Consider the following 21,600-nt stretch of genomic DNA (forward strand, 5'->3'; position numbering starts at 1 on the left):
TATCACCATGTCAAATCCAGGGATTGTTGCGTCCAAACCTTACGTTTCGCTGGGTCATCGCCATGACGAGTTGTCGGCTCGTGGCTGGACGGTCCTGACCCCCGGCGAATTCGCCCATGACGTTGTCGGCACCTTGCATGAGTTCGGCCCGGTCATTCCGCAGTTCAACGGCCAGACGGCCTTTGCCATCACCCGCAAGCCGGGTTACGAAGACTTGCCGTATTCCCAGAGCATGAACGGCATCGGCCCGCACACCGAAGCGCCGGTGTACACACCGCCGCCGCGCTACCTGGCGCTGCATTGCCATCGCCAGGCAACCTGTGGCGGCGGGCATACGGGGTTGGTGGATGGCTATGAGTTTTTGAAGTCGCTGGAGCGCACCGAGCCCGAGTTGCGCGAGTGGCTGGATGACACGCCGGTGGAGTTCGTCGCCACCGCCAAGCCAGGTGAGCCGGCGCAAACGCGGGTCAAGGAATACATCCTCACGCCTACCGAAGACGGCGACATTTTCCGCTTCAGCTACAACCAGTTTCACTACGGCGATGTGAACCCTTCCAAGCAAGCGCTGGAGCAGTCCCAGGTGAGCAACAACAGCTCGCCGCTGGCCAAATTTGCGGTGCTCGGCGAGGCGTATTTCATCGAGCACAACACCCCGGTGCTGATCCCCGAAGGCTGCATGCTGATCTGGGATAACTGGCGGATGATCCACGCCCGCAGTCGATACACCGACCCGGCGCGGCACCTGACCCGCTACTGGCTGGCCTGATTCTTCCGTCGCTTTTTTTCTTCTGGCGTACCCGCGAGCGGGTACGCGTCCTACAGGTATCGCGTCATGCAAACAGCAATCGAGATCGCCAAGGTCGATCATCAACTGGTCGTGCGGCTGAATCAGGCCTGGACCCGCCGGGCCACGGTCTGCTCACCCGAGAAGACTTCGGTCGAGGAGGTGTTCGACCCGTCCCGTCCGGACTACCCGCAACAGATGGTGCCGTTTTTCCACCACCCGAAATTCCAGGCCCTGAGCGACGAACTCAAGAGCAGCGTGGTGACCTGGGGCTGGATCGGCTACAACCTGCGCACCGTGACCGCCGAGGAACATGTGGTCAACCCGGCGCTGAGCGCCATTGCCAATCAATACCTGGGCAAGGACAACTGGCATTTTCGCGAGGCCATGCAGCAGACCCTGATCGACGAGCACTACCACACGCTCATGCACTTGCGGGCCATCGAGCGAACCAAGCTGGAACGCGCGATCGATCAGGAGCTGGACTTGCCGCCATCGGTGACCTATCTGCGGTTGCAGGCGTTGCGGGAAACCCTGGCCGAGCAATGGCAGAAAGACCTGGCGGCGATCACCTTTGCGGTGGTGGCCGAGATCAGCGTCAACGCTTATCTGGATCTGTTGGCGGATGACCAGAGCATCCAGCCGCAGAATCGCCGTGTCGCCGAGCTGCACAACCGCGACGAATATGCCCACAGCAAGGTGCTCGCCGAAGTGGCCAAGGTCATGTACGCCAACATGCAGCCTGAGCAGCAGGCCTTTTTCGCACAGACCCTGTCGGTGGCCCTGAGTGCCTTTGTCGCCCAGGACTACTCGATGTGGGAGGCGATCCTGACCCAGCTCGGGGTCGGGGAGGCGGCGCAGATCATCGGCGACACCCGCGAGAGCAGCAAAAACGCGACCATCATGCGCGACTACAGCGGCCTGCATAAGCTGGCGCACGAACTGGGCATCAGCGAGCAGATCGACTTCGATTTCCGCCCGACCCTCAAATCCACTGCCGCCGCCTGAACCAGGAGAGTCGTATGTCCGTTCCCGTGTACGAAGTGTTCGCCATCCGTGTCGGCGCCAATGCCCAGCGCACCGCCAAGGAGAACTTTCTTTACGATGCCTGCTGCGGTGATCCGAATGCGCCGATGCCGCTGGATTACTACTTCTGGGTGATCCGCAACGAGCAGCAAGTGGTCGTGGTCGACACCTGTTTTCAACCGGCCACGGCGGATCGGCGCAATCGTCAGATGTACCGCCTGCCGGAAGAATCCCTACGACAGCTGGACATTGATCCGACGCAGGTCGAGCAATTGATCCTGACCCATTTGCACTGGGACCACGCCGGCAATATCGCGTTGTTTCCCAAGGCCACCGTGCACTTGCAAGAGGCGGAATTGCGCTTCTGCACCGGGCCGAAAATGACCCATCGCACGGTGAACAAAACCTACGAGGTCGAGGACGTGATGTCGGCACTGCCGCCGCTGTTCGAAGGGCGCATGCGCTTGCACCGGGGCACGGCCGAGGTACTGCCGGGCATCACGCTGCATGCGGTGGGCGGGCATACGCCGGGTAGCCAGGTGGTACGGGTCAATACCGCGCGGGGCTGGATCGTCCTGGCGTCAGACGCCGCGCACCTGTGGGTCAACATTCGTGAGCGCAGCCCGTTTCCGATTCTCGACGATCTGGCGCAAACCCTCGAAGCCTTCGCCGAAATCGATCGCCTAGCCGACAGCGAAGACCATGTCATCCCCGGCCACGACCCGCAGATCGCCGAGCGTTTTCCGCATTGGAATGATGATCCGCATATCATCTGCCTCCACCAAAACCCAGCCTGATCACTTCCCACTGTAGGAGCGAGCCTGCTCGCGATGGACGCCAGAACACCGCGGGGTATCAGGTTGCCAGCGTCATCGTTGACGACCATCGCGAGCAGGCTCGCTCCTACAGTGGGTATGCATCAGCTTTGGGTTTTGAGGATCTGGCCAAGGGTCTGCAGCGCCTCATCAACCCTCGACGAATACGGCGCACCACAACCAATGCGCACAAAGTGATCGAACCGCTGGCCATTGGAAAAGATCCCGCCCGGGGAAATCTGGATCCCGCAATTCAACGCCTCGTGAAACAACGCCATGGACGAATGCTCACGGGGCAGTTCCACCCACAGCAAGGTCCCGCCCCGGGGATTGGTCGCCCGCGTGCCGGCGGGAAAGTAGCGCAGGATCGCCTCGCTCATTTGCTGGCGCTGCTGCGCGAGGGTAACGCGCAAACGCCGCAGGTAACGCTCATAGGACGGCGTGCCCATGAACGCACTGACCGCCAGTTGCGACAGCGCCTCGCAGCCACGGGACTGGGTGTACTTGAGCATTTCCACGCGCTCATGCCACTTGCCGGCGCTGATCCAGCCCAGCCGCATGCCCGGTGCCAGGGTTTTGTTCAGCGAGGCGCAATAGATCACGCTGTCGTCCCGGTCCCAATGCTTGAGGGTGGACAGCGGCTGCTCGGTGTCGACCAGATCGCCATAGGTGTCGTCCTCGATCAGCACGACTTCGTGTTCGGCGCACAGCTGCACCAGTCGCGCCTTGTTGGCGTCGGGCATGATGCTGCCCAGCGGGTTGTGCAGGTTGGGAATGACGATCAACGCCTTGATCCGCTCCGGGCCGTGCAGCACCTGTTCGAGAGCCGATAGTTTGATACCGACCTGGCTCGACGCCGGCACTTCCAGCACTCGCAGGTTCAGGCTTTCGAGAATTTGCAGCAGTCCGTAAAAGGTCGGCGACTCCACCGCCACGGTATCGCCCGGACGCGTCACCGCCCGCAACGCCAGGGTGATGGCCTCGGTGGCGCCGTTGGTGATCACGATGCGTTCGGCGCTCAGGTGGGTTTTGCTGGTCAGCGCGCGACGGGCCAGCACGTTGCGTAGCGCGATATTGCCGGCGGTCGATCCCGAGGTCTCGAACAGATGCTGATCCTGGCGCAAGGCCTTGATCATGTTGTCCTGCAGGGTCTTGATCGGATACAGCTGCGGTGCGCAGTAGGCGCTGGCGAAATTGACCTTCACCGTCGCCCGTTGGCTGGCCTTGAGCACTGCCGACACCTGTTCGTGAATGCCCACGTAGACACCGGTGTCCAGCGGCGGGGGCAGGGCGGTCGGCGCGGGTTTGGCGGGGGTGTCGGGCTGGCGGATGTAGTTGCCGGAGCGGGGGCGGGCTTCCAGTACGCCGTAGTCTTCCAGTTCCCGGCAGACCTGCACCGCGGTTGACAGGCTGACCGCGTGTTTTTCCATCATCAGCCGAATCGAGGGGAAACGTTCACCGGTTTTCAGGGTGCCGCTGCGGATGGCGTCCAGGTAGTGATTGGCCAGTTGGCGGTACAACGGAGTCGTGTTCATGATGACCTCAGCAGTTGCACCACTGAGGTCATTGGCTGGAAAGTGAACCGGCTCCCCAACCTTAATCTGAGCGGGCGGACCCGTGGTGCTGTTGGGTGAAGGGAAGTACTGCTGTCGATACTGGAAGATTAATCACGGATTTGCCCGAATCGCAGGCAATAAAAAGCCCCGCTCTGGGGCGGGGCTCTTGGGGGTACAGCGATTACTGGGCGGCGATGCTGTAGCCGTCGAATGCCGTCTGCTGTTGCAGCGCGGTGATGATGTTCTTGCGGTTGGCGGCTTGTTCGGCGCCGCTGTTGTCGAGGAAGGTTTCGCTTTCCAGCTCCGCTTCTTCGCCTTCACCGACGAAGGTGAAGCCGAGGAACTCCAGGGCTTCGCGGTCAACGTTCAGGCGCGAGCGCGGGGTGCGCAGGGGCAGGGTGACGCTGATGCCGTCCTTGCTGATGGTGAACACTTCGGCTTCTTTCTTGGCGCGTGCCGCCTTGCTCTTGCCGCCGCTCGGGTTGCTGATGGCCTGGTGCGTCTGGTTCAGCACTTTCAGCGCCAGACCGTAGACGATTTCCTGGAAGGCCGGGTCGTCCTTGAAGCTCGACAGGATGCGGCTGATCGGGAACTTGCTGCTCAGGTCTTCCAGCGCGGCGATATCGGCCGCTTCGGCGTCCTTGAGTTGCTTGAGCTGGCCCATCAATTCATAGGCCTTGTCGTCGTCGAAGCTGTCATGGGCCTGGCGGATCGCGGCGCGCAGCTCGCGAATCTGCTCGCTTTCGCGGGTGGACTGGAAAGCGTCCAGCACCATCTCGCTGATGGTTTTGGCCTGGGGGACGTGTTGTGAAAGATTGATGGAGTTTTCGTATTCCGCTTTGGACGACAGGGTGACTACGGTTTCAGCGGTGTTGGAATCGGACATTGAAATTTCACTACTTTGTTCAGCTTGAATAGGGGGAAAAAGCGTAGGGGCTTTTTCGGGCCGACTAATCTATTGGACCGGGGCGGCAATGTCACGACCCGGCTGGCCACCGGTCAAGATTTTGCTTTTCTGTAGGAGCAAAGCTTGCTCGCGATGGACGTTAACGATGACGCTGGCAGCCTGAAACCCCGCGGCGCCCTCTCGTCCATCGCGAGCAAGCTTTGCTCCCACAGAAAAGATTCAAGCGCAAAAACAAAAAAGCCCCGCGTTCATGACGAAGCGGGGCTTTGTGTTGAGGTGTGATCAGGGGTGCAACAGCTTCTGCGCCCGCTTGTCCGCCAGATGCTGAACCACCAACCGGCCAATCAGCACCGCCAGGGTCAGGCTGATCAGGATCACCGAGATTGCCGCGACGCTCGGGTCAACGTTATCGCGCAGGCCGCTCCAGATGCGTTTGGGCAAGGTGTCGACGTTGACGCTGGTGATGAACAGGGTCACCGCCACTTCTTCCCACGACAAAGCGAAACCCAACAGCGCGGTGGAAGCCAGGCCCAGTTTCAGGTTCGGCAGGATCACCATGAAGGTGGTCTGCATCAGGCTGGCGCCGAGGTTGCGCGAGGCCAGTTCGATGCGCCGGTCAATCTGGCTCAAGGCAACCAGCATGGTCACCACGCCATACGGCACCACCATGATCACGTGGGCAATCACCACGCCGGTCAGGGTGTCGTAGCCCATGCCAGGCGCGTAGCGGCCGAGCTTGGTTTCCATGAAGTACAGCACCAGCGCGGAAATCACCGGCGGAATCGCCATTGGCAACAGCACCAGACCGATCAGCGCCGTGGCCAGCTTGGAGCGCATGTACCAGATGCCGAGGCTGAAACTGGCCGCCAGCAAGGTGGCGATGATGCTGGTGGCGAAGGCGATGGTCAGACTCTGGCTGATCGCGTGGAACCAGTCCGGGTTGCTCACCAGCGCCTCGTAGTGACGCAGCGACCAGTTGCCTTCGGGCATCGACAGGAAGCGTTTGCTGGTGAACGACACCGGAATGACCGTCAGCAGCGGGAACAGCATGAAGGCCATGGCGACCACGGCCAGCAGCCGGGTACTCGGGCTTGTGCGATGGGTATTCATAATGTTCTCAGCCTACCAGTCGATTCACGCGTGTCATTTTCAACAGCACCCAGATCAATGCACTGACCAGGGCCAGCAGCACCACGCTCAGCGCCGCGCCCAGGCCCCAGTTGCTGGTCTGGAACATCTGCAGGAACACGTACTCGGCGATCATCACCGTTTGCCCGCCGCCCAACAGCACCGGGGTGATGAAGAAGCCCAGACAGAACACAAAGACCATGATGAACGCGCCGAGCATGCCCGGCAGGGTCTGCGGCAGCAGCACTTGCCAGAAGGTGCGCAGGGCGCCGGCACCCAGGCCACGGGACGCCATGAGCACGCGCTGGTCCAGCTGGCGCATGGTCGACAGCAGCGGGAACACCGCATACGGGATCATCACGTGGAGCATGCCGATGACCACGCCGATCTCGTTGCGGCTCAATTGCAGCGGCTGATCGATCAGGCCCATGCCCATCAGGCTGTTGTTCAGCACGCCATTACTGCGCAGGGTGATCAACCAGCCAAAGGCGCGCACCAGCACGGAAATCCAGAACGGGATGAAGATGCAGATCTCCACCACGCGCTGCCAGAACGGTGGGCTGAACACCCAGCAGTAGGCCAGCAGATAGCCGATCACCAGGGCCAGCAAACTCACGGTCATACACAGGCGCAGGGTGCGCCAGAGCATTTCGTGGATCGCAGGATCCGTCGCGATGCGCTGGTATTGCTCGATGCCCGGGGTGGGCAGCGTGAAGCTCCAGCCGACCACGCCAAGGAACGGCAGCACATAGAAGACCAACAGCAGCACCGGCAACGGAAACAGCAGCAGGCCACGCTCCAGGCCCGGCGAACTGAAGCGGGGCTTGGGGCTGGAGAGGGTCGAGGTCAGGGTCGTAGTCATGGTCTGAGGCTCACTTGGACAACCGCGTCAGATACTCTTCCAGAGCCTTGGAGTAGTTGTCGGCATACCACTGGGCGTTGAGGGCGATCTGTTTTTTCAGGTTCTCCTCGGAGGCACAGTTGGCCTTGAGTTGCTCGGCCGACATCAGTTTCTCGGTGGCGCTGTTGGACGGGCCGTTGCCCAGCAGTTCAAACAGTTTGAGCTGGCCGTCAGGCTGCAAGGCGTGCTGGATGTATTGCATGGCAGGCTGGGTGCCGGCCGGGTTGCCCGACAGCACCGCCCAGCTGCTGGAGTTGATGAAACCGTTGTCGAAGCTCCAGCGCACGCGGTTGTCGGTGTCTTCGCTGAGCAGCTTGGCGCGGGTGTGCCAGATCGCGCCCACCGACACTTCGCCATCGACCATCAGTTGCTGGCTCTCGGCGCCCGAGCTCCAGAACGACAGCACGTGGGGCTTGATCTCGTCGATCTTCTTCATCGCCCGTGGTACGTCCAGCGGGTACAGCTGATCGGCCGGTACGCCGTCGGCCAGCAGCGCCGCTTCGAGCATGCCGTTCATCCACTTGTACAAGGTGCGCTTGCCGGGGAATTTCTTCACGTCCCAGAAATCCGCCCAGGTCTTCGGCCCGTTGTCACCGAACTTGGCGCTGTCCCAGGCCATCACGTAGCTGAACTGGTAGCTGGCGATGCCGAAGTCGGAAGCCAGTGCCGGCGCTACCTGATCGCGCTTGATGACGTTGTAGTCCAGCGGTTGCAGTATCTTTTCCCGGCCCAGCACGATGGCGCTGTAGCTCTCGACGTCGACCACGTCCCAGCTTGGTTGACCGCTGGCCAGTTGCGAGCGGATCGCGCCCTCGGTGGGACCAGCGCCGTCGATGCGCACCTGGATGCCGGTGTTCTTGGTGAAGGTGTCGGTCCACGCCGATTTGAAGGCATTCAGGGCGTCGCCACCCCAGTTGACCACCACCAGCGGCTTGTCCGCCGACCAGCTGATGCCACTGCGCAACGCCAGCGGTACGGCAGCCAGCAAGCCCATGGCCTGGATGAAGGTACGACGGTTGATCTGACCGTCGCGGGCCTTTTCGATGAGCACTTCGATGCAGTCTTGTTGATGGTCCTGGCGCATGGGGGGCAAGTCCTCAAGCGGCGGGTGCCTCGTTGGGCGCCGGCCTTTTTGTTGTCATTGGAAGAGAGCTTTGTGATGCGGATGCTTTTTGATTCAAGCCGGTAGCAGGAAGCTTTGTTGCACCGGCCAGCTGAGCCACACCGGCGCACCGCTGGGCATCAAGGCGCCCGGGTGATTGCCGGGTACGGACAGGTTGATCGGCAGGGTGTCGCCGCCAACTTTCAGCGCCAGATGGGTGCTGGAGCCCTGGTAAACCTTCTCGGTGAGTTGCGCCGGCATCACGTTGTAGCCTTCCATGGTCGGGCAATCGCTGTGCAGTTCCATGTGCTCGGGACGCACCGCCAGCACGATCGGCGCATTGCTCAGCGGCGCCGGGGCAACGGCGTGCAGCACGCTGGTGCCGCAGCGACCGCTGGCGGTGGCGCCGTTGCGGGTCAGGTTGTCCAGCGGGAACAGGTTCATCTTGCCGAGGAACTCGGCGACGAAACGGCTCTCGGGACGGTTGTAGATGTTTTCCGGGGTGTCGACCTGAGTCAGTTTGCCGTGGTTGAAAATCGCGATGCGCGACGACAACGCCAGGGCTTCGTTCTGGTCGTGGGTAACGAACACGAAGCTGGTGCCGACCTGACGGTGGATGCGTTGCAGCTCGGTTTGCAGTTGTTCGCGCAGGTTCTTGTCCAGTGCCGACAGCGGCTCGTCGAGCAGCAGCAGTTCCGGTTCGAACACCAGGGCCCGGGCAATCGCCACGCGCTGCTGCTGGCCGCCGGACATTTCGGCTGGCTTTTTGTGCATCTGCGCGCCGAGGCCGACCACTTCAAGGATGTGCTTGACCCGGCGATTGCGTTCCTCGACCGGGACTTTGCGGATGCGTAGCGGATAAGCCACGTTGTCCGCCACGGTCATGTGCGGGAACAGCGCGTAGCCCTGGAACACCATGCCGAAATTTCGCTGCTCGGCCGGGCGCTTGATGATGTCGACGCCTTGTTCCATCAACTTGCCCGCCGTGGGGCTCAGGAAGCCGGCGAGGATCATCAACAGGGTGGTCTTGCCCGAGCCGGAAGGGCCGAGCAGGGTAAGAAATTCGCCTTTGCGAACGTCGAGATCGACGTTATCCAGCGCCGCGAAACGGCCGTAATACTGGCTGATACCTTGAGCGCTTAGCTGAATCGCTGAACGGCTGGACACAATGAGGTTCCTCTTTTTATTGCCCATAAAACGTACGAGGACGGAGGTGAGTCCGAAATGGGCTTTGGGACCTATTATTGTTAAAAATATCGCTACATCAATGGAATTATTTTGCTCGTATTGGTTAGTTTTTTTACTCAATTCATTGGCGATTTTCACCTCGCCCAAGACCCTTGAACCAGAGCCTTGAACCTGTAGGAGCGAGCCCTGCTCGCGATGGGGCCAGCACAGTCAACATTGATGTTGAATGTCAGATCGTCTTCGCGAGCAGGCTCGCTCCTACAGGTTGCGGTGTATCAGGGCGTGTCCTGCCAGGTCTGGTGGGACGATTGCAGCTGCGTCTTCACCCAGTTGCTAAAGGCCTGCACCACCGCGCGTTCGGCTTTTTGCGGGTCGGCGGCCAGGTAGTAGCCGCGGTGCAGGTCGATGGTGATGTCGAACGGGCGCACCAGCAGGCCCTTGGACAACGCATCGCCGCTGATCAGGTTGTCGCCGATGGCGATGCCCTGGCCGGCGATGCAGGCGGACTGCGCGCAATGCGCGTCGGAGAACAGGATGCCGCTCACGGCGTTGACGCTGGAGGCGCCGGCGGCGGTCAGCCAGACGCGCCAGTCCGAGTAGTCGGTCATGTGCAGCAGCGGGAAATGGCTCAACTCCTGTGGGCTTTTCAGGCCGCTCAGGGTGTTGATCAGGCGCGGGCTGCACACCGGGAAGAAGCGCAGGGCGACGATCTCTTCGACCATCATTTCCGGCCAGTCACCAATCCCATAGGCGATGAACAGGTCGGCGCCCGGGTTGTTGACGTCATCCGGCGTGCGCGGGGAAATCAGCTGCAACTGCACCTGCGGGTATTGGCGCAGGAAGGCGCCGATGTGGTGGCACAGCCAATAGGTGGCGAACCCCGGCGCGCAGCTGACGCACAGCCGCCCCGAGATTTCCTGATCGTCGATCGCCTGCCCGGCGTCGAGCAGGTTCATCAGGATCCCGTGCACCTCTCGCGCATAGCGCTCGCCCTGCCAGGTCAGGCCGATCCCCCGGCCAATCCGCTCGGTGAGGGCAAAACCCACGCATTCCTCAAGCTTGCTGATCTGGTGACTGATGGCGCTGCGGGTCAGGTTCAGTTCACGGGCCGCGACCGAGACGCTGCCCAGGCGGGCCACGGCGTCCAGCGCGCGAAGGGCTGTCATCGAAGGAAAGCGCATAAATCGTCCGTTGTGATGGGAAAGCCTGCGTATGGTGACGGAAATCGAACAGTCAGGCCAAAAAAAATCGATTGTTGTATTGGTTGATTCAACAATACTAGCCCAACTTGTCATCGGGCCGGTCAGGCCCTTCATCAAAGAGGTGCTGCATGACCACGTGTGCCCAGGCGCTTGTTCAGTTGCTGGAAGGCTATGGCGTTGAACATGTCTTCGGCATTCCGGGCGTACACACCGTCGAGTTGTATCGCGGTCTGCACGGCAGCCGCTTGAAGCACGTCAGCCCGCGTCACGAACAGGGCGCCGGGTTCATGGCCGACGGGTACGCGCGGGCCAGCGGCAAGCCGGGGGTGTGTTTCATCATCACCGGTCCCGGCATGACCAACATCATCACCGCCATGGGCCAGGCTTTTGCCGACTCGGTGCCGATGCTGGTGATCTCCACCTGCAACCGCCGTGAACAACTGCGCCTGGGTCATGGCCATCTGCATGAACTGCCGGATCAGCGCGCGCTGGTGGCCGGCGTCTGTGCCTTCAGTCATACCTTGCAGCATCCGTCGCAACTGCCGGAAGTCTTGGCCCGTGCCTTTGCATTGTTTGGCTGTACACGACCGCGCCCGGTGCATATCGAGATTCCCCTGGATGTGCTGGAGATGTCCGCCGATGACCTGGATCTGTCCGCGCGTCCGCTGCCCGCCGCACCGGCCCCGGCACCGCAGGCCATCGAGGCGGCGGTTGCCCTCATCAACAATGCCAAACGCCCCTTGATCCTCGCCGGCGGTGGCGCGCGGCGCTGCTCCCAGGCCCTGACCTCGCTTGCCGAACGCTTGCAGGCCCCGGTGGCGCTGACCACCAATGCCCGTGGCCTGTTGCCGCCTGAGCATCCTTTGCTGCTTGACGGTGTGCAATCTTCCGCCCATGGCCGCGAGCTGATCGCCGAGGCCGATGTGGTGCTGGCGATCGGTACCGAGCTTGGGGAAACCGACTACGACTTCTTCGGCCTGGGCGCGCTGTCGTTCAAGGCACCGCTGATTCGCCTGGACATCGACCCGCTGCAAGTGCTCGGCGTGCAGCCGGCGGCGGTAGGGTTGCTGGGCGATGCCGAACAAGGTCTGCAGGCGCTGTTGGCGAGACTGGTGCAGCGCCAGCCCGAATCGCACTGGGCCGGCGAGCGCGTGGCGCAGGTCAATTCCGTCGAACAGGCTGGCTGGACCGCCAAACAAAGCCGCATGCAGGCGCTGCTCGATACCTTGCGTGATCACTTGCCCGAGCCACTGATCGTCGGTGATTCGACACAGCCGGTGTATCAGGGCGCATTGGGTTATCGCGCGCCGACACCCAACAGCTGGTTCAACGCCGGCAGTGGCTACGGCACCTTGGGTTACGGCTTGCCGGCCGCCATCGGCGCCAAACTGGCTCAACCGCAGCGCCCGGTGGTGGCGCTGGCGGGGGATGGCGGCCTGCAGTTTTCCAGCAGTGAGCTGATCGCCGCCAAAGAGGCCGGCACCGGGGTGATCCTGCTGCTGTGGAACAACAGCAGCTACGCGGAAATCCGCGACTACATGAACGCCCGCTCGGTGCCGTTGCTCGGGGTGGAAATCCTCACGCCGAACTTCGCCGCCCTGGCGCAGAGCTGCCACGTCAACCACCACCGTGTCGGCCATCTGCAAGGCCTGCGCGAGTTGCTGGACGGGCTCGGCAACCCCGGCGAGCCGGTGATGATCGAGGTCGATGCCGCGACCTTCCTGGCTGACTAAAACAACAACAATTTTTCAGGTCCCCAGCCCGCCAAGCGCCGGTGGACCTTTCAACCTCCTGAACGTAAAGGTGGCTTACATGGCCGAGTCCGATAACTTTCTTTCTACCCATTCGGCGCAGGGAACCTACGCTGACCTGATCCTCGCCAACGGTCGCATCTACACCCAGGACCCGGCCAATCCCTGGGCCGAGGCCGTGGCGATTCGCGATGGCAAGTTGATCGGCGTCGCCAGCCTCGGCCAGATCGAAATGTTCAAAGGCCCGAACACCCGGGTGCATGACCTGCAAGGCGCGTTCTGCATGCCGGGCCTGCACGACATGCACACCCACCCCGACCTGGCCCTGGCCCCGCGCTATGCCGATGACCTGGACGTGGGCATCGAAGACCCGACGCCGGAGCAACTGCGCGAAAGCATCCTCGCCTATGCCGACAGCCATCCGGGCGACGGCTGGATCTACGGTCAGTACTGGGTGCGCTACACCTTCCGCGAAGCCGGTTTGACGCCAGGCCGCGCCTGGCTCGACAGCGTCATGCCGGACCGTCCGGTGGCGCTGCTGGACCGCATGTGGGGCACCATGATGGTCAACTCCAAGGCCCTGGAGCTGGCTGGGATTGACCGCAACACTTCCGATCCGCGCAACGGTTATTTCGAGCGCGACGAACTGACCGGCGAACCCACCGGCCTGATGATCGACGGTGCCTACGCGATGATCCACGCCGCCATGCCACCGACCCCGGTCAACGTGCTGCGCCGTGCCTACCGCGATGGCGTGCATTTCCAAAGCTCCCGTGGCGTGACCGCGAGCAAGTACGTGCACGTCTGCGAGCAGCGCCTGCAAGCGCTGAAGGAACTGGACGACAGCGGCGAACTGACCGTACGCATCGAAGCGGCGATCAGTTGGCAGGACGATATCTTCCCGGTGCGTCGTCGCTGGGAGCTGCTGGCGGGCGAGCGTCACTACTACCGCAGCGCGCGCCTGAGCGCCAACGCGGTGAAGTTCCACTTCGACGGCACCGTGGAGCCGAAATCCTCGTACCTGCTGACCCCGTGGCCGGAAGAAAAGAGCTGGCGCGGCAAGCTCAACCTGACCCCGGAACACATCACCGACATGGTGGTGGACATGGACCGCAAGGGCATCCGCGTGATTGCCCACTGCACCGGCGACGGCGCGTCCGACGTGTTCCTCGACGCCGTGGCCGAGGCCCGTCGTCGCAACGGCTTCAGCGGCGTGCGCCACCAGTGCGCCCACAGCACCTTGCTGCACCCGGGCAACCTGCCGCGCTTCAAGGAACTCAACGTGATCGCCGAGTTTTCCCCGGCGGCCTGGTACCCGACGCCGTTCGCCAGCGGCGCGCGTTCCGGCTACGGCCAGGAGCGGCTCAAGCGCATCTACGACTTCAAGGGTGTGCTGGCGGCGGGCGGTACGGCGGTGATGGGCACTGACTGGCCGGTGGCGTCCATCGACCCGTGGCTGGCGCTGGAAACCATGATCACCCGCCAGAACCCGTGGAACGACGACCCGGCCTGCTTCGGCGACCCGATCAGCCTGGAACAGGCGCTGACCGTGATCACCAGCAACGGCGCGGTGGCCATGGGCCTGGAGCAGAGCACCGGCAGCCTGCAAGTGGGCAAGTCGGCGGACCTGATCGTGATCGACCGCGACCTGTTCGCCGCTCCGGCACGCAATTACATCCACAAGACCCAGGTGCTGCTGACCTTCGTCGAAGGGCAACTGGTCTACGATCGCAATTCCACCCTGGAATCCGTTGGCCTCAAGGCCGTGTGGAAAGGTGAACCACCGGTGCTGGAGGGCAAGGCAGAATGACTTCCCCACGCATCGCGGTGACCGTCGTCTCGGGCTTTCTCGGCGCCGGCAAAACCACATTGCTCAACCGCATGGTGCGCCGTGCGGAGGGCAGCCGACTGGCGGTGATCGTCAACGATTTCGGTGAGCTGAACATCGATGCGGCCATCGTTTCGGAAGTCACCGACGCGGTGTACAGCCTGCAAAACGGCTGCATCTGCTGCACCGTGCAGGAAGACCTGCTGGCGCAACTGGGCAGCCTGGCGCAGCTGGAGCCACGGCTTGAACGCATCGTCATCGAATGCAGCGGCGTGTCCGATCCACAGCGCATCGTGCAGACCCTGGCTTATCCACAACTGCGCAGCCAGATGCAGTTGGACATGGTCATTACCGTGGTCGACGCCACCCGTCATCTGCAACTGGAGGGCGAGTACGCGCGCCTGGCCCGGGCCCAGGTGGCGGCGGCCGACCTGTTGCTGTTGAACAAGACCGACCTGGTGGACGAAGCGCAATTGCAGGCGTTGCGCGAGGCATTGGGGCTGCGCACGCGGATCCACGAAAGCGTGCAGGCGCAGTTGCCGGATGCGCTGTGGCTGGAAACCGATCTGGAACTTGAGCCCCGTGCCGTGAAGCCGCTGACCCGGGTGGCCGATGGCGACCACGGTGACATGTTCAGCAGCTGGCTGTGGCAGAGCGACTCGGCGCTGGATGCCGAGGGTTTGCGTGGCTGGTTGCAGGCGTTGCCTGGCGATGTGTTCAGGGTCAAGGGTTTGGTGCGGCTGGCGCAGGGTGACAAGGCGCATTGGTTGCAGCATGTCGGCACACGCAGTCAGTTCTCGCCGGCGGGTGATGAAGCCAACGCCAGCGGTTCGCGGCTGGTGTTTATCGCACGTCGCGGTTTCGATGGCTGGGAAGCGTTGGGTCAGGGGCTTGAGGCGTGCTCGGTGAAGGCGGGGGTGAAGGCATGAGTCCTGTCGAACAACGGCTTCGGGAAGAGCTTGCAGCCTGCTATCGCTTGATCGCGCATTTCCGCATGACCGACCTGATCTTCACTCACATTTCCGTGCGTCTGCCGGGGCCGGAGCATCATTTCCTGATCAACCCGTATGGGTTGATGTTCGATGAGATCACCGCGTCGAATCTGGTGAAGATCGACCTGAATGGGCAGGCGGTCGAGCCGTCGCCGTATCCGGTCAATCCGGCTGGTTTCGTGATCCACAGTGCGATCCACGGTGCCCGTGAAGACGCGCAATGCGTGCTGCACACCCACACCAAGTCCGGCTGCGCCGTGGCTGCGTTGAAGTGCGGGTTGCTGCCGGTGAACCAGATCTCCATGGAGTTCTACGGCAAGGTCGCTTACCACGACTATGAAGGCGTGGCGCTGGACATGAGCGAGCAGCAGCGGCTGGTGGCGGACATAGGTGACAAGCCGGTGTTGATGCTGCGTAACCATGGGTTGCTGACCGTGGGCGAGACGGTAGGACAGGCGTTCATGCGCATGTATTACCTGGAAAAGGCCTGTGAGATTCAGTTGGCGGCGCAGGCGGCTGGGGAGTTGGTGTTGCCTCCGGCCGAGGTGTGCGAGCACACCGAGCGCCAGTTCAATGACCCGGGGCGGCCGCTGGAGGAAGGGGAGTTGGCGGATCCGGATGCCATGCAGCTGGCCTGGGCGGCGTTGTTGCGGATGCTGGAGCGGGTGGCGCCGGGGTATCGGGATTGATCCTGGACTTGCGTTGAATGGGCTGACGTCATCGCGGGCAAGCCTTGCTCCCACAGATTTCGGTCGTATGCAAAATTTTCATACAACTCGCTCCTGTGGGAGCAAGGCTTGCCCGCGATGGGCGCGCCACGGTTTGTCAGGTATGCCCCGAGGCATTCAGGCTCATCGTCCGCACCGCCGTCTCTTCATCCTTGGGCAACGAAAACCGGAAGGTCGCGCCACGCCCGGGCACGTCGATCAACTGAATCTCGCAGCCATGCAATTGCAGGATGCGATGCACGATTCGCAGCCCCAACCCGCCATCGCGCCGTGCGCCACCAATGTTGAACGGGCGCAGGAACAGGCCTTCGCGCAGTTCCGGGGCGATGCCGGGACCGGTGTCGCTGACGGTCACTTCTATAAACGATCCTTGCGGCCGCAGGCTCAGTTCGATTTCCCCGCCTTGCGGCGTATGACGCAGGGCGTTGTCGAACAGGTTGGTCAGCACCCGTTCGATCAGCCCCAGGTCGGCGCAGGCCGCCGACACGTTGGGGGCGAAGGTGGCCTTGAGCTCCACCTGCCGCGCCTCGGCGGTGAGTTCGAATTTCTGGAAGATGTCCTGGGCCAGATCGGTCAGGGAAAAGCGCTCCAGGATCGGCTGCACGAAACCGTGTTCCAGGCGCACCAGTTCCAGCAGCGACTGCGCCAGGCCACCGACTTTGCGGCTCTGATCCAGGGCGATGCCCAGATAGCGGCGGCGGTCTTCCGGGGACAGGGTGGCGTCCTTGAGCGACAGGGTTTCCAGATAACCGTGCAACGAGGCCAGGGGCGTGCGCAGGTCGTGGGAGATGTTCGCCACCAGTTCGCGACGTTCCTGGTCCTGGCGGGTCAGTGAGCGCCACTGCTCGCCGAGGCGCGCCTGCATCTGCCGGAAGGTGGCATCGAGGATGGCGATTTCGTCGTGGCTGGCAGCTTTCTCCGTCGGCGGGGCGGGCGCCGGCGTGACCGGGATGCCATCGATGTCAAAGCGGCTGACACTGTCCGTCAGACGGCGCAGTGGTCGAGTGATGAGGCCGAAGGCCGTAAGACCGGCAATCAGGCACAGCAGCGCCACCAGACCGATGGACAGCAGCGCGGTATTGAGCGCGGCGCTGGTGGCACCGCGCTCGGCGAGGCGGTCGTGGTCCTCGCCGAGCAGCACCACGTAAAGATAACCGGCCGGCTTGCCATTGACCTTCAGCGGCGCGGCGCTGAACACCTTGCGTGCATCGACGCTGCGCGGGTCGTCGCCGGGAATCGGCAGCGGATCGCCCCTGAGCAGGCGCTGGATCGGTGCCAGGTCAACCTGTTCCCGGCGTATCCGGCCCTCGGGCGCGGCGCTGCCGACGATCTTGCCCTCGGTATCCAGCAGGTAAACCTCGACGCTGGGGTTGACCTGCATCAGCTTGCTGAACAGGTCGCGCACGGCGTTGGGCATCAGGCCCTGGGCGTCCATCAGCACCGTGTCGCGGGCGATGTGTTGCGCCAGGTCCCGGGACAATCCCTGCACCACTTCCTGTTCATGCATCTGGTTGGATCGCACCTGCAGCCACGCCGAGGTGCCGCAGCACACCAGCAGCAGTACGGCGAACACCAGGGACAGGCGCTGCGTGAGGGTCAGCCTCATGGTTGCGGCTCCTCACTGCTGGCGAATTTATAACCGCGTCCCCACACCGTGAGAATGCGCGCCGGTTGCGCCGGGTCGGTCTCGATTTTCGAGCGCAGGCGATTGATGTGAGTGTTGACGGTGTGCTCGTAGCCTTCATGGCTGTAGCCCCAGACGGCGTTGAGCAGGTCCATGCGCGAAAACACTTTGCCGGGCTGGCGCGCGAAGAAGTACAGCAGGTCGAATTCCCGTGGCGTCAGGTCCAGGCGCCGGCCTTCGAGGGAGGCTTCGCGAGTGATCGGGTCGATGGCCAGGCCGTCGATGTTCAGGCTGCCGGCGTCCATCTTCAGGTTGCGCGCCATGGCGTCGACCCGGCGCAGCAGGGCTTTGACCCGGGCCACCAGTTCGAGCATGGAAAACGGCTTGGCCAGGTAGTCGTCGGCGCCCAGCTCCAGGCCGAGAATCCGGTGCACTTCGCTGGAGCGGGCGCTGGTGATGATGATCGGGGTGTAGCGCGCCATGGCCCGGGCGCGCCGGCAGATTTCCAGGCCATCGACGCCCGGCAGCATCAGGTCCAGAACCAGTGCATCCCAGTTGCCTTGCTGCAGCAGGCGCATGGCCTCATTGCCATCGGCGCTGTGCACCACCTCGAAATGCTCATCGCGCAGATGCAGGCAGATCAGGTCGGCGATATGCAGGTCGTCCTCGACCACGAGGACGCGTTTGTTCTGTTCCATCCACTCATCCTTCGGTTAATACCCTGGACCTCTTTACCTGTAGGAGCGAGCCTGCTCGCGATGGTCGTTAACGATGACGCGGGCTGTCTGGCAAAACGCGTCGCCCTTGAGTCCATCTCGAGCAGGCTCGCTCCTACAGGGGCAGGTACAGGGATCGGTATGGCGCATTGTGCGGTGTTTTCAGGCATCGAGTTATCACGAATTGTTTAACTTCCCGTGAGGATTTGGCGATCCCCCCAAGCTTAGGCTCTGTTCCATGAAAGGCCTCAAGGGCTATCGGAGATGACCATGTTCTCAAGACGACAATTTCTTTGGGCGAGCGGCGGGCTTGGGGTTGCGGCCCTGGCGATCGGCGCATTGCCAAAGTTCGCCAGCCGTTCTGTACTGATCAGCGAGGCCGACGCCTCGGAGGTGTTCGAAGTGACCCACAGCGACAGCGAATGGCACGCCATCCTCAGCGACGAGCAGTATGAAATCCTCCGTGAAGAGGGCACCGAGCGCGCCTACAGCAGTCCACTGAACAACGAGCACCGTGACGGCACCTTCGCCTGTGCCGGCTGCGACCTGCCGCTGTTTTCCTCGGCCACCAAATTCGACAGCCGTACCGGCTGGCCCAGCTTCTGGGCGCCGCTGGACAAGGCCGTGGCGACCCGCCAGGACCGCACCTTCGGCATGGTCCGCGAAGAAGTCCACTGCCGGCGTTGCGGCGGGCATCTGGGACATGTCTTCGATGACGGCCCGAAACCCACCGGCCTGCGTTACTGCATGAATGGCCTGGCGATGAAATTCGCGCCGCGCACGGTCTGATTCCCTTCACTCACGTTTTGCAGGTAACCCCTATGTGGCTTCTGGTCCTCGCGTATCTCGGCGGTGTACTGACCATCGTCAGCCCCTGCATCTTGCCGGTCTTGCCCTTCGTCTTTGCGCGCACCGGGCAGCCGTTCGTCAAGAGCGGTTTGCCGCTGCTGGCGGGCATGGCGCTGACGTTCGCCTTCGTCGCCACGCTGGCGGCGGTGGGCGGGGGCTGGGTGGTGCAGCTCAATCAGTACGGGCGCTGGCTGGCGCTGGTGTTCGTGGCGCTGTTCGGCCTGACGCTGTTGCTGCCGCAACTGGCCGAACGCCTGACCCGGCCGCTGGTGGCGGCGGGCAGTCGTTTGTCCGAAGCAGCGGGAGCGGATGCACGGCCACGCCCGGGGGCTTCGTTCCTGATCGGCGTTGCAACCGGCTTGCTGTGGGCGCCTTGCGCCGGGCCGATCCTGGGCCTGTTGCTGACCGGTGCGGCGCTGCAGGGCGCGAGCATCGCCACCACCTTGCTGTTGCTGGCCTATGCCGCTGGCGCCGCGACTTCCCTCGCGGTTGCATTGCTGCTCGGTGGCAAGGTCTTCGCCGCGATGAAACGCTCGATTGGCGCCGGGGAGTGGCTGCGTCGCGGCCTTGGCGCGGCGATGCTGGCCGGTGTGGCGGCCATTGCCCTGGGGTTGGATACCGGGGTTCTCGCACGATTTTCCACCGCCTCCACCGGCGGGATCGAACAGGCGCTGGTGGAGAAACTGGCGGGCAAGTCTCCGCGCAACAGCACGGCGATGATGGCGCAAAAACCGTCGTCCGAAGGCGCTCTGCCTGTGGCCAACACCAGCGCCAGCAGCCTGCCGGTCGAAGGCAACCTTCCACCACTGGACGGCGCCGTGCAGTGGCTCAACTCGCCACCGCTCGATGCCCACGCGCTCAAAGGCAAAGTGGTGCTGGTGGATTTCTGGACCTACTCCTGCATCAACTGCCTGCGTTCGCTGCCCTACGTGAAGGCCTGGGCCGAGAAGTACCGCGATCAGGGGCTGGTGGTGATCGGCGTGCATGCGCCGGAATTCGCCTTCGAGCGCAACGTCGACAACGTCACCAAGGCCATGAAGGGCCTGGGGATCAGCTACCCGGTGGCCATCGACAACGAGTTCAAGATCTGGCGCGCGTTCAACAACGAATACTGGCCGGCGCACTATTTTGCCGATGCCCAGGGGCGCATTCGTTATCACCACTTTGGCGAAGGCGAGTACGCCGAATCCGAGCGGGTCATCCAGCAACTGCTGCGTGAGGCCGGTGCCAGCAAGGTCTCGGATGGGCTGATCAATGCCAAGGCCGAGGGCGTGCAAATGGCCCCGGACAACAACGAAGTGCAATCGCCGGAGACCTATGTCGGCTACCAGCGCGCCGAGCATTTCGTTCCTGAAACCAGCCTGGTACCGGACAAGGTGGCGACCTACAACCCACCGTCACAACTGGCACTCAACGACTGGAGCCTCGGCGGGCAGTGGCATGTCGGTGCCGAGCGCGCCACCGCCAGTGCGCCAGCCAGCCGCATTGTCTATCGCTTCCATGCTCGCGACCTGCATCTGGTGCTCGGCCCCGGCGCGGATGGCAAGCCGGTGCGCTTCAAGGTGCTGATCGATGGCAAGGCGCCCGGTAATGACCACGGCATGGACGTGGCGCCCGACGGCAGCGGCACGGTGACTGACCAGCGCCTGTACCAACTGGTGCGCCAGAACGGTGGTGTGGATGACCGGACGTTCAGCATCGAGTTTCTTGATCCGGGCGCATCGGCCTATGCCTTTACCTTCGGCTGATCACCTTTTCCAACTTGCAGGAGTTCGAACCATGAAAATCCAGTTCACCTGGCGCCGTACCTTGTTGGGATTGGTCGCTGCGGGCGCTATCGGCCAATGCCTGGCGTTCTCCCTCGGTGGCGCTGAAGAGGCGGTGAAAATTGCACCGCCGACCCTCGACGAAACCAGCCATGCCCGCACTGAAACCGCGGTCTTTGCCGGCGGTTGTTTCTGGGGCGTGCAGGGTGTGTTCCAGCATGTCAAAGGCGTGAAGAACGCGGTCTCCGGTTACGCGGGCGGGGCGGCCAATACGGCGCAGTACGAGCGTGTCAGCGAGGGCGATACCGGGCATGCGGAGTCGGTGGAAGTCACCTTCGACCCGAGCCAGGTCAGTTACGGCACCTTGCTGCAAATCTACTTCTCGGTGGCGCACAACCCGACCGAACTCAACCGCCAGGGGCCGGACACCGGCACTCAGTATCGCTCGGCGATCTTCACCAAAAGCAGCGAACAGCAACGGGTGGCGCAGGCCTATATCGCTCAGCTCGACGCGGCTCATTCATTCGATAAACCGATCGTGACCAAGCTGGAAAGCTACAACGGTTTCTATCCGGCGGAAGAGGAACATCAGGACTTTCTGACCGAGCATCCGAGCTATCCCTATATCGTGATCAACGACCTGCCGAAGGTGGCACAGCTCAAGCAGCTGTACCCGGATCGCTATCAGGAAAAACCGGTGTTGGTGAAGGCGGGTTTGTAGAGATAGGCAGCAGGTC

Annotated in this window: 19 protein-coding genes; 10 read left to right on the forward strand and 9 right to left on the reverse strand. The window is 62.7% G+C overall.

Features of this window, described 5'->3' with window-relative positions:
* The first annotated feature begins 7 nt into the window (after window positions 1-7).
* The 3 genes from DKY63_RS24390 to DKY63_RS24400 all read left to right on the forward strand — a co-directional run bounded on the left by DKY63_RS24390 (window position 8) and on the right by DKY63_RS24400 (window position 2,607).
* A complete protein-coding gene (locus DKY63_RS24390; RefSeq protein WP_110966446.1) occupies window positions 8-766 on the forward strand; it encodes a TauD/TfdA family dioxygenase in 759 nt (252 codons plus the stop codon).
* 66 nt (window positions 767-832) lie between these two features.
* Window positions 833-1,792, forward strand: a complete 960-nt coding sequence (locus DKY63_RS24395) for a diiron oxygenase (RefSeq protein WP_110966447.1) — start codon at window positions 833-835, stop codon at window positions 1,790-1,792.
* Window positions 1,793-1,806: 14 nt separating this feature from the next.
* Window positions 1,807-2,607 carry an N-acyl homoserine lactonase family protein gene (locus DKY63_RS24400; RefSeq protein WP_110966448.1) on the forward strand — a complete coding sequence of 267 codons (801 nt, stop codon included), beginning with the start codon at window positions 1,807-1,809 and terminating at the stop codon, window positions 2,605-2,607.
* 122 nt (window positions 2,608-2,729) lie between these two features.
* On the opposite strand, the gene DKY63_RS24405 is transcribed toward DKY63_RS24400, so the two are convergent.
* The 7 genes from DKY63_RS24405 to DKY63_RS24435 form a co-directional block, all read right to left on the reverse strand.
* Window positions 2,730-4,160 carry a PLP-dependent aminotransferase family protein gene (locus DKY63_RS24405; RefSeq protein WP_110966449.1) on the reverse strand — a complete coding sequence of 477 codons (1,431 nt, stop codon included), beginning with the start codon at window positions 4,158-4,160 and terminating at the stop codon, window positions 2,730-2,732.
* Between the two features lie 202 nt (window positions 4,161-4,362).
* Window positions 4,363-5,067, reverse strand: coding sequence for a hypothetical protein (locus DKY63_RS24410; protein WP_110966450.1), 705 nt, complete (start codon window positions 5,065-5,067; stop codon window positions 4,363-4,365).
* 303 nt (window positions 5,068-5,370) lie between these two features.
* Complete coding sequence (locus DKY63_RS24415; protein ID WP_110966451.1) at window positions 5,371-6,198, reverse strand: ABC transporter permease; 828 nt, start codon at window positions 6,196-6,198, stop codon at window positions 5,371-5,373.
* Window positions 6,199-6,205: 7 nt separating this feature from the next.
* On the reverse strand, window positions 6,206-7,078 hold the full coding sequence (locus DKY63_RS24420) for an ABC transporter permease (protein ID WP_110966452.1): 873 nt from the start codon (window positions 7,076-7,078) through the stop codon (window positions 6,206-6,208).
* Window positions 7,079-7,088: 10 nt separating this feature from the next.
* A complete protein-coding gene (locus DKY63_RS24425) occupies window positions 7,089-8,201 on the reverse strand; it encodes an ABC transporter substrate-binding protein (RefSeq protein WP_110966453.1) in 1,113 nt (370 codons plus the stop codon).
* 93 nt (window positions 8,202-8,294) lie between these two features.
* Window positions 8,295-9,386, reverse strand: a complete 1,092-nt coding sequence (locus tag DKY63_RS24430; protein WP_110966454.1) for an ABC transporter ATP-binding protein — start codon at window positions 9,384-9,386, stop codon at window positions 8,295-8,297.
* Between the two features lie 296 nt (window positions 9,387-9,682).
* Window positions 9,683-10,588 (reverse strand): LysR substrate-binding domain-containing protein, encoded by a 906-nt coding sequence (locus tag DKY63_RS24435; protein WP_110966455.1) that lies wholly within the window; start codon window positions 10,586-10,588, stop codon window positions 9,683-9,685.
* Window positions 10,589-10,737: 149 nt separating this feature from the next.
* Here DKY63_RS24435 and DKY63_RS24440 point away from each other — a divergent pair, with 149 nt between their 5' ends.
* The 4 genes from DKY63_RS24440 (at window position 10,738) to DKY63_RS24455 (ending at window position 15,869) form a co-directional block, all read left to right on the forward strand.
* Window positions 10,738-12,342, forward strand: a complete 1,605-nt coding sequence (locus DKY63_RS24440; protein WP_110966456.1) for a 5-guanidino-2-oxopentanoate decarboxylase — start codon at window positions 10,738-10,740, stop codon at window positions 12,340-12,342.
* A 79-nt stretch (window positions 12,343-12,421) separates the two neighbouring features.
* Window positions 12,422-14,170 carry an amidohydrolase gene (locus DKY63_RS24445; RefSeq protein ID WP_110966457.1) on the forward strand — a complete coding sequence of 583 codons (1,749 nt, stop codon included), beginning with the start codon at window positions 12,422-12,424 and terminating at the stop codon, window positions 14,168-14,170.
* Window positions 14,167-15,117 carry a CobW family GTP-binding protein gene (locus tag DKY63_RS24450; RefSeq protein ID WP_110966458.1) on the forward strand — a complete coding sequence of 317 codons (951 nt, stop codon included), beginning with the start codon at window positions 14,167-14,169 and terminating at the stop codon, window positions 15,115-15,117. Before DKY63_RS24445 ends, DKY63_RS24450 begins: the two co-directional genes overlap by 4 nt.
* Complete coding sequence (locus tag DKY63_RS24455) at window positions 15,114-15,869, forward strand: class II aldolase/adducin family protein (protein WP_110966459.1); 756 nt, start codon at window positions 15,114-15,116, stop codon at window positions 15,867-15,869. Before DKY63_RS24450 ends, DKY63_RS24455 begins: the two co-directional genes overlap by 4 nt.
* A gap of 136 nt (window positions 15,870-16,005) precedes the next feature.
* Here DKY63_RS24455 and DKY63_RS24460 read toward each other — a convergent pair whose 3' ends face one another.
* Together DKY63_RS24460 and DKY63_RS24465 are read right to left on the reverse strand one after the other, a co-directional pair.
* Window positions 16,006-17,514 (reverse strand): sensor histidine kinase, encoded by a 1,509-nt coding sequence (locus DKY63_RS24460; protein WP_110966460.1) that lies wholly within the window; start codon window positions 17,512-17,514, stop codon window positions 16,006-16,008.
* Window positions 17,511-18,230, reverse strand: a complete 720-nt coding sequence (locus tag DKY63_RS24465; RefSeq protein WP_110966461.1) for a response regulator transcription factor — start codon at window positions 18,228-18,230, stop codon at window positions 17,511-17,513. Before DKY63_RS24465 ends, DKY63_RS24460 begins: the two co-directional genes overlap by 4 nt.
* Before the next feature lie 288 nt (window positions 18,231-18,518).
* Between DKY63_RS24465 and msrB the strand changes: the two genes are divergently transcribed.
* The 3 genes from msrB to msrA are packed head-to-tail and all read left to right on the forward strand — an operon-like array spanning window position 18,519 to window position 21,584.
* The gene (gene msrB, locus DKY63_RS24470) at window positions 18,519-19,037 is read left to right on the forward strand and encodes a peptide-methionine (R)-S-oxide reductase MsrB (RefSeq protein WP_110967973.1); all 519 of its coding nucleotides are present in this window, start codon (window positions 18,519-18,521) and stop codon (window positions 19,035-19,037) included.
* A 32-nt stretch (window positions 19,038-19,069) separates the two neighbouring features.
* The gene (locus tag DKY63_RS24475) at window positions 19,070-20,845 is read left to right on the forward strand and encodes a cytochrome c biogenesis protein DipZ (RefSeq protein WP_110966462.1); all 1,776 of its coding nucleotides are present in this window, start codon (window positions 19,070-19,072) and stop codon (window positions 20,843-20,845) included.
* 31 nt (window positions 20,846-20,876) lie between these two features.
* Complete coding sequence (msrA, locus tag DKY63_RS24480) at window positions 20,877-21,584, forward strand: peptide-methionine (S)-S-oxide reductase MsrA (protein WP_110966463.1); 708 nt, start codon at window positions 20,877-20,879, stop codon at window positions 21,582-21,584.
* The last annotated feature ends 16 nt before the right edge of the window (window positions 21,585-21,600 follow it).

Source organism: Pseudomonas putida (genome assembly GCF_003228315.1).
GTDB classification, from domain to species: Bacteria; Pseudomonadota; Gammaproteobacteria; order Pseudomonadales; family Pseudomonadaceae; genus Aquipseudomonas; species Aquipseudomonas putida_S.

Excerpts from the sequence above, each read along its gene's own strand:
- DKY63_RS24440 (WP_110966456.1), top strand. The coding sequence starts at position 10,738 with ATGACCACGTGTGCCCAGGCGCTTGTTCAGTTGCTGGAAGGCTATGGC.
- DKY63_RS24420 (WP_110966452.1), bottom strand. The coding sequence starts at position 7,078 with ATGACTACGACCCTGACCTCGACCCTCTCCAGCCCCAAGCCCCGCTTC.
- DKY63_RS24445 (WP_110966457.1), top strand. The coding sequence starts at position 12,422 with ATGGCCGAGTCCGATAACTTTCTTTCTACCCATTCGGCGCAGGGAACC.
- DKY63_RS24460 (WP_110966460.1), bottom strand. The coding sequence starts at position 17,514 with ATGAGGCTGACCCTCACGCAGCGCCTGTCCCTGGTGTTCGCCGTACTG.
- DKY63_RS24395 (WP_110966447.1), top strand. The coding sequence starts at position 833 with ATGCAAACAGCAATCGAGATCGCCAAGGTCGATCATCAACTGGTCGTG.
- DKY63_RS24415 (WP_110966451.1), bottom strand. The coding sequence starts at position 6,198 with ATGAATACCCATCGCACAAGCCCGAGTACCCGGCTGCTGGCCGTGGTC.
- DKY63_RS24390 (WP_110966446.1), top strand. The coding sequence starts at position 8 with ATGTCAAATCCAGGGATTGTTGCGTCCAAACCTTACGTTTCGCTGGGT.
- DKY63_RS24465 (WP_110966461.1), bottom strand. The coding sequence starts at position 18,230 with ATGGAACAGAACAAACGCGTCCTCGTGGTCGAGGACGACCTGCATATC.
- DKY63_RS24475 (WP_110966462.1), top strand. The coding sequence starts at position 19,070 with ATGTGGCTTCTGGTCCTCGCGTATCTCGGCGGTGTACTGACCATCGTC.
- msrB (WP_110967973.1), top strand. The coding sequence starts at position 18,519 with ATGTTCTCAAGACGACAATTTCTTTGGGCGAGCGGCGGGCTTGGGGTT.
- msrA (WP_110966463.1), top strand. The coding sequence starts at position 20,877 with ATGAAAATCCAGTTCACCTGGCGCCGTACCTTGTTGGGATTGGTCGCT.
- DKY63_RS24425 (WP_110966453.1), bottom strand. The coding sequence starts at position 8,201 with ATGCGCCAGGACCATCAACAAGACTGCATCGAAGTGCTCATCGAAAAG.
- DKY63_RS24455 (WP_110966459.1), top strand. The coding sequence starts at position 15,114 with ATGAGTCCTGTCGAACAACGGCTTCGGGAAGAGCTTGCAGCCTGCTAT.
- DKY63_RS24410 (WP_110966450.1), bottom strand. The coding sequence starts at position 5,067 with ATGTCCGATTCCAACACCGCTGAAACCGTAGTCACCCTGTCGTCCAAA.
- DKY63_RS24400 (WP_110966448.1), top strand. The coding sequence starts at position 1,807 with ATGTCCGTTCCCGTGTACGAAGTGTTCGCCATCCGTGTCGGCGCCAAT.
- DKY63_RS24450 (WP_110966458.1), top strand. The coding sequence starts at position 14,167 with ATGACTTCCCCACGCATCGCGGTGACCGTCGTCTCGGGCTTTCTCGGC.
- DKY63_RS24405 (WP_110966449.1), bottom strand. The coding sequence starts at position 4,160 with ATGAACACGACTCCGTTGTACCGCCAACTGGCCAATCACTACCTGGAC.
- DKY63_RS24435 (WP_110966455.1), bottom strand. The coding sequence starts at position 10,588 with ATGCGCTTTCCTTCGATGACAGCCCTTCGCGCGCTGGACGCCGTGGCC.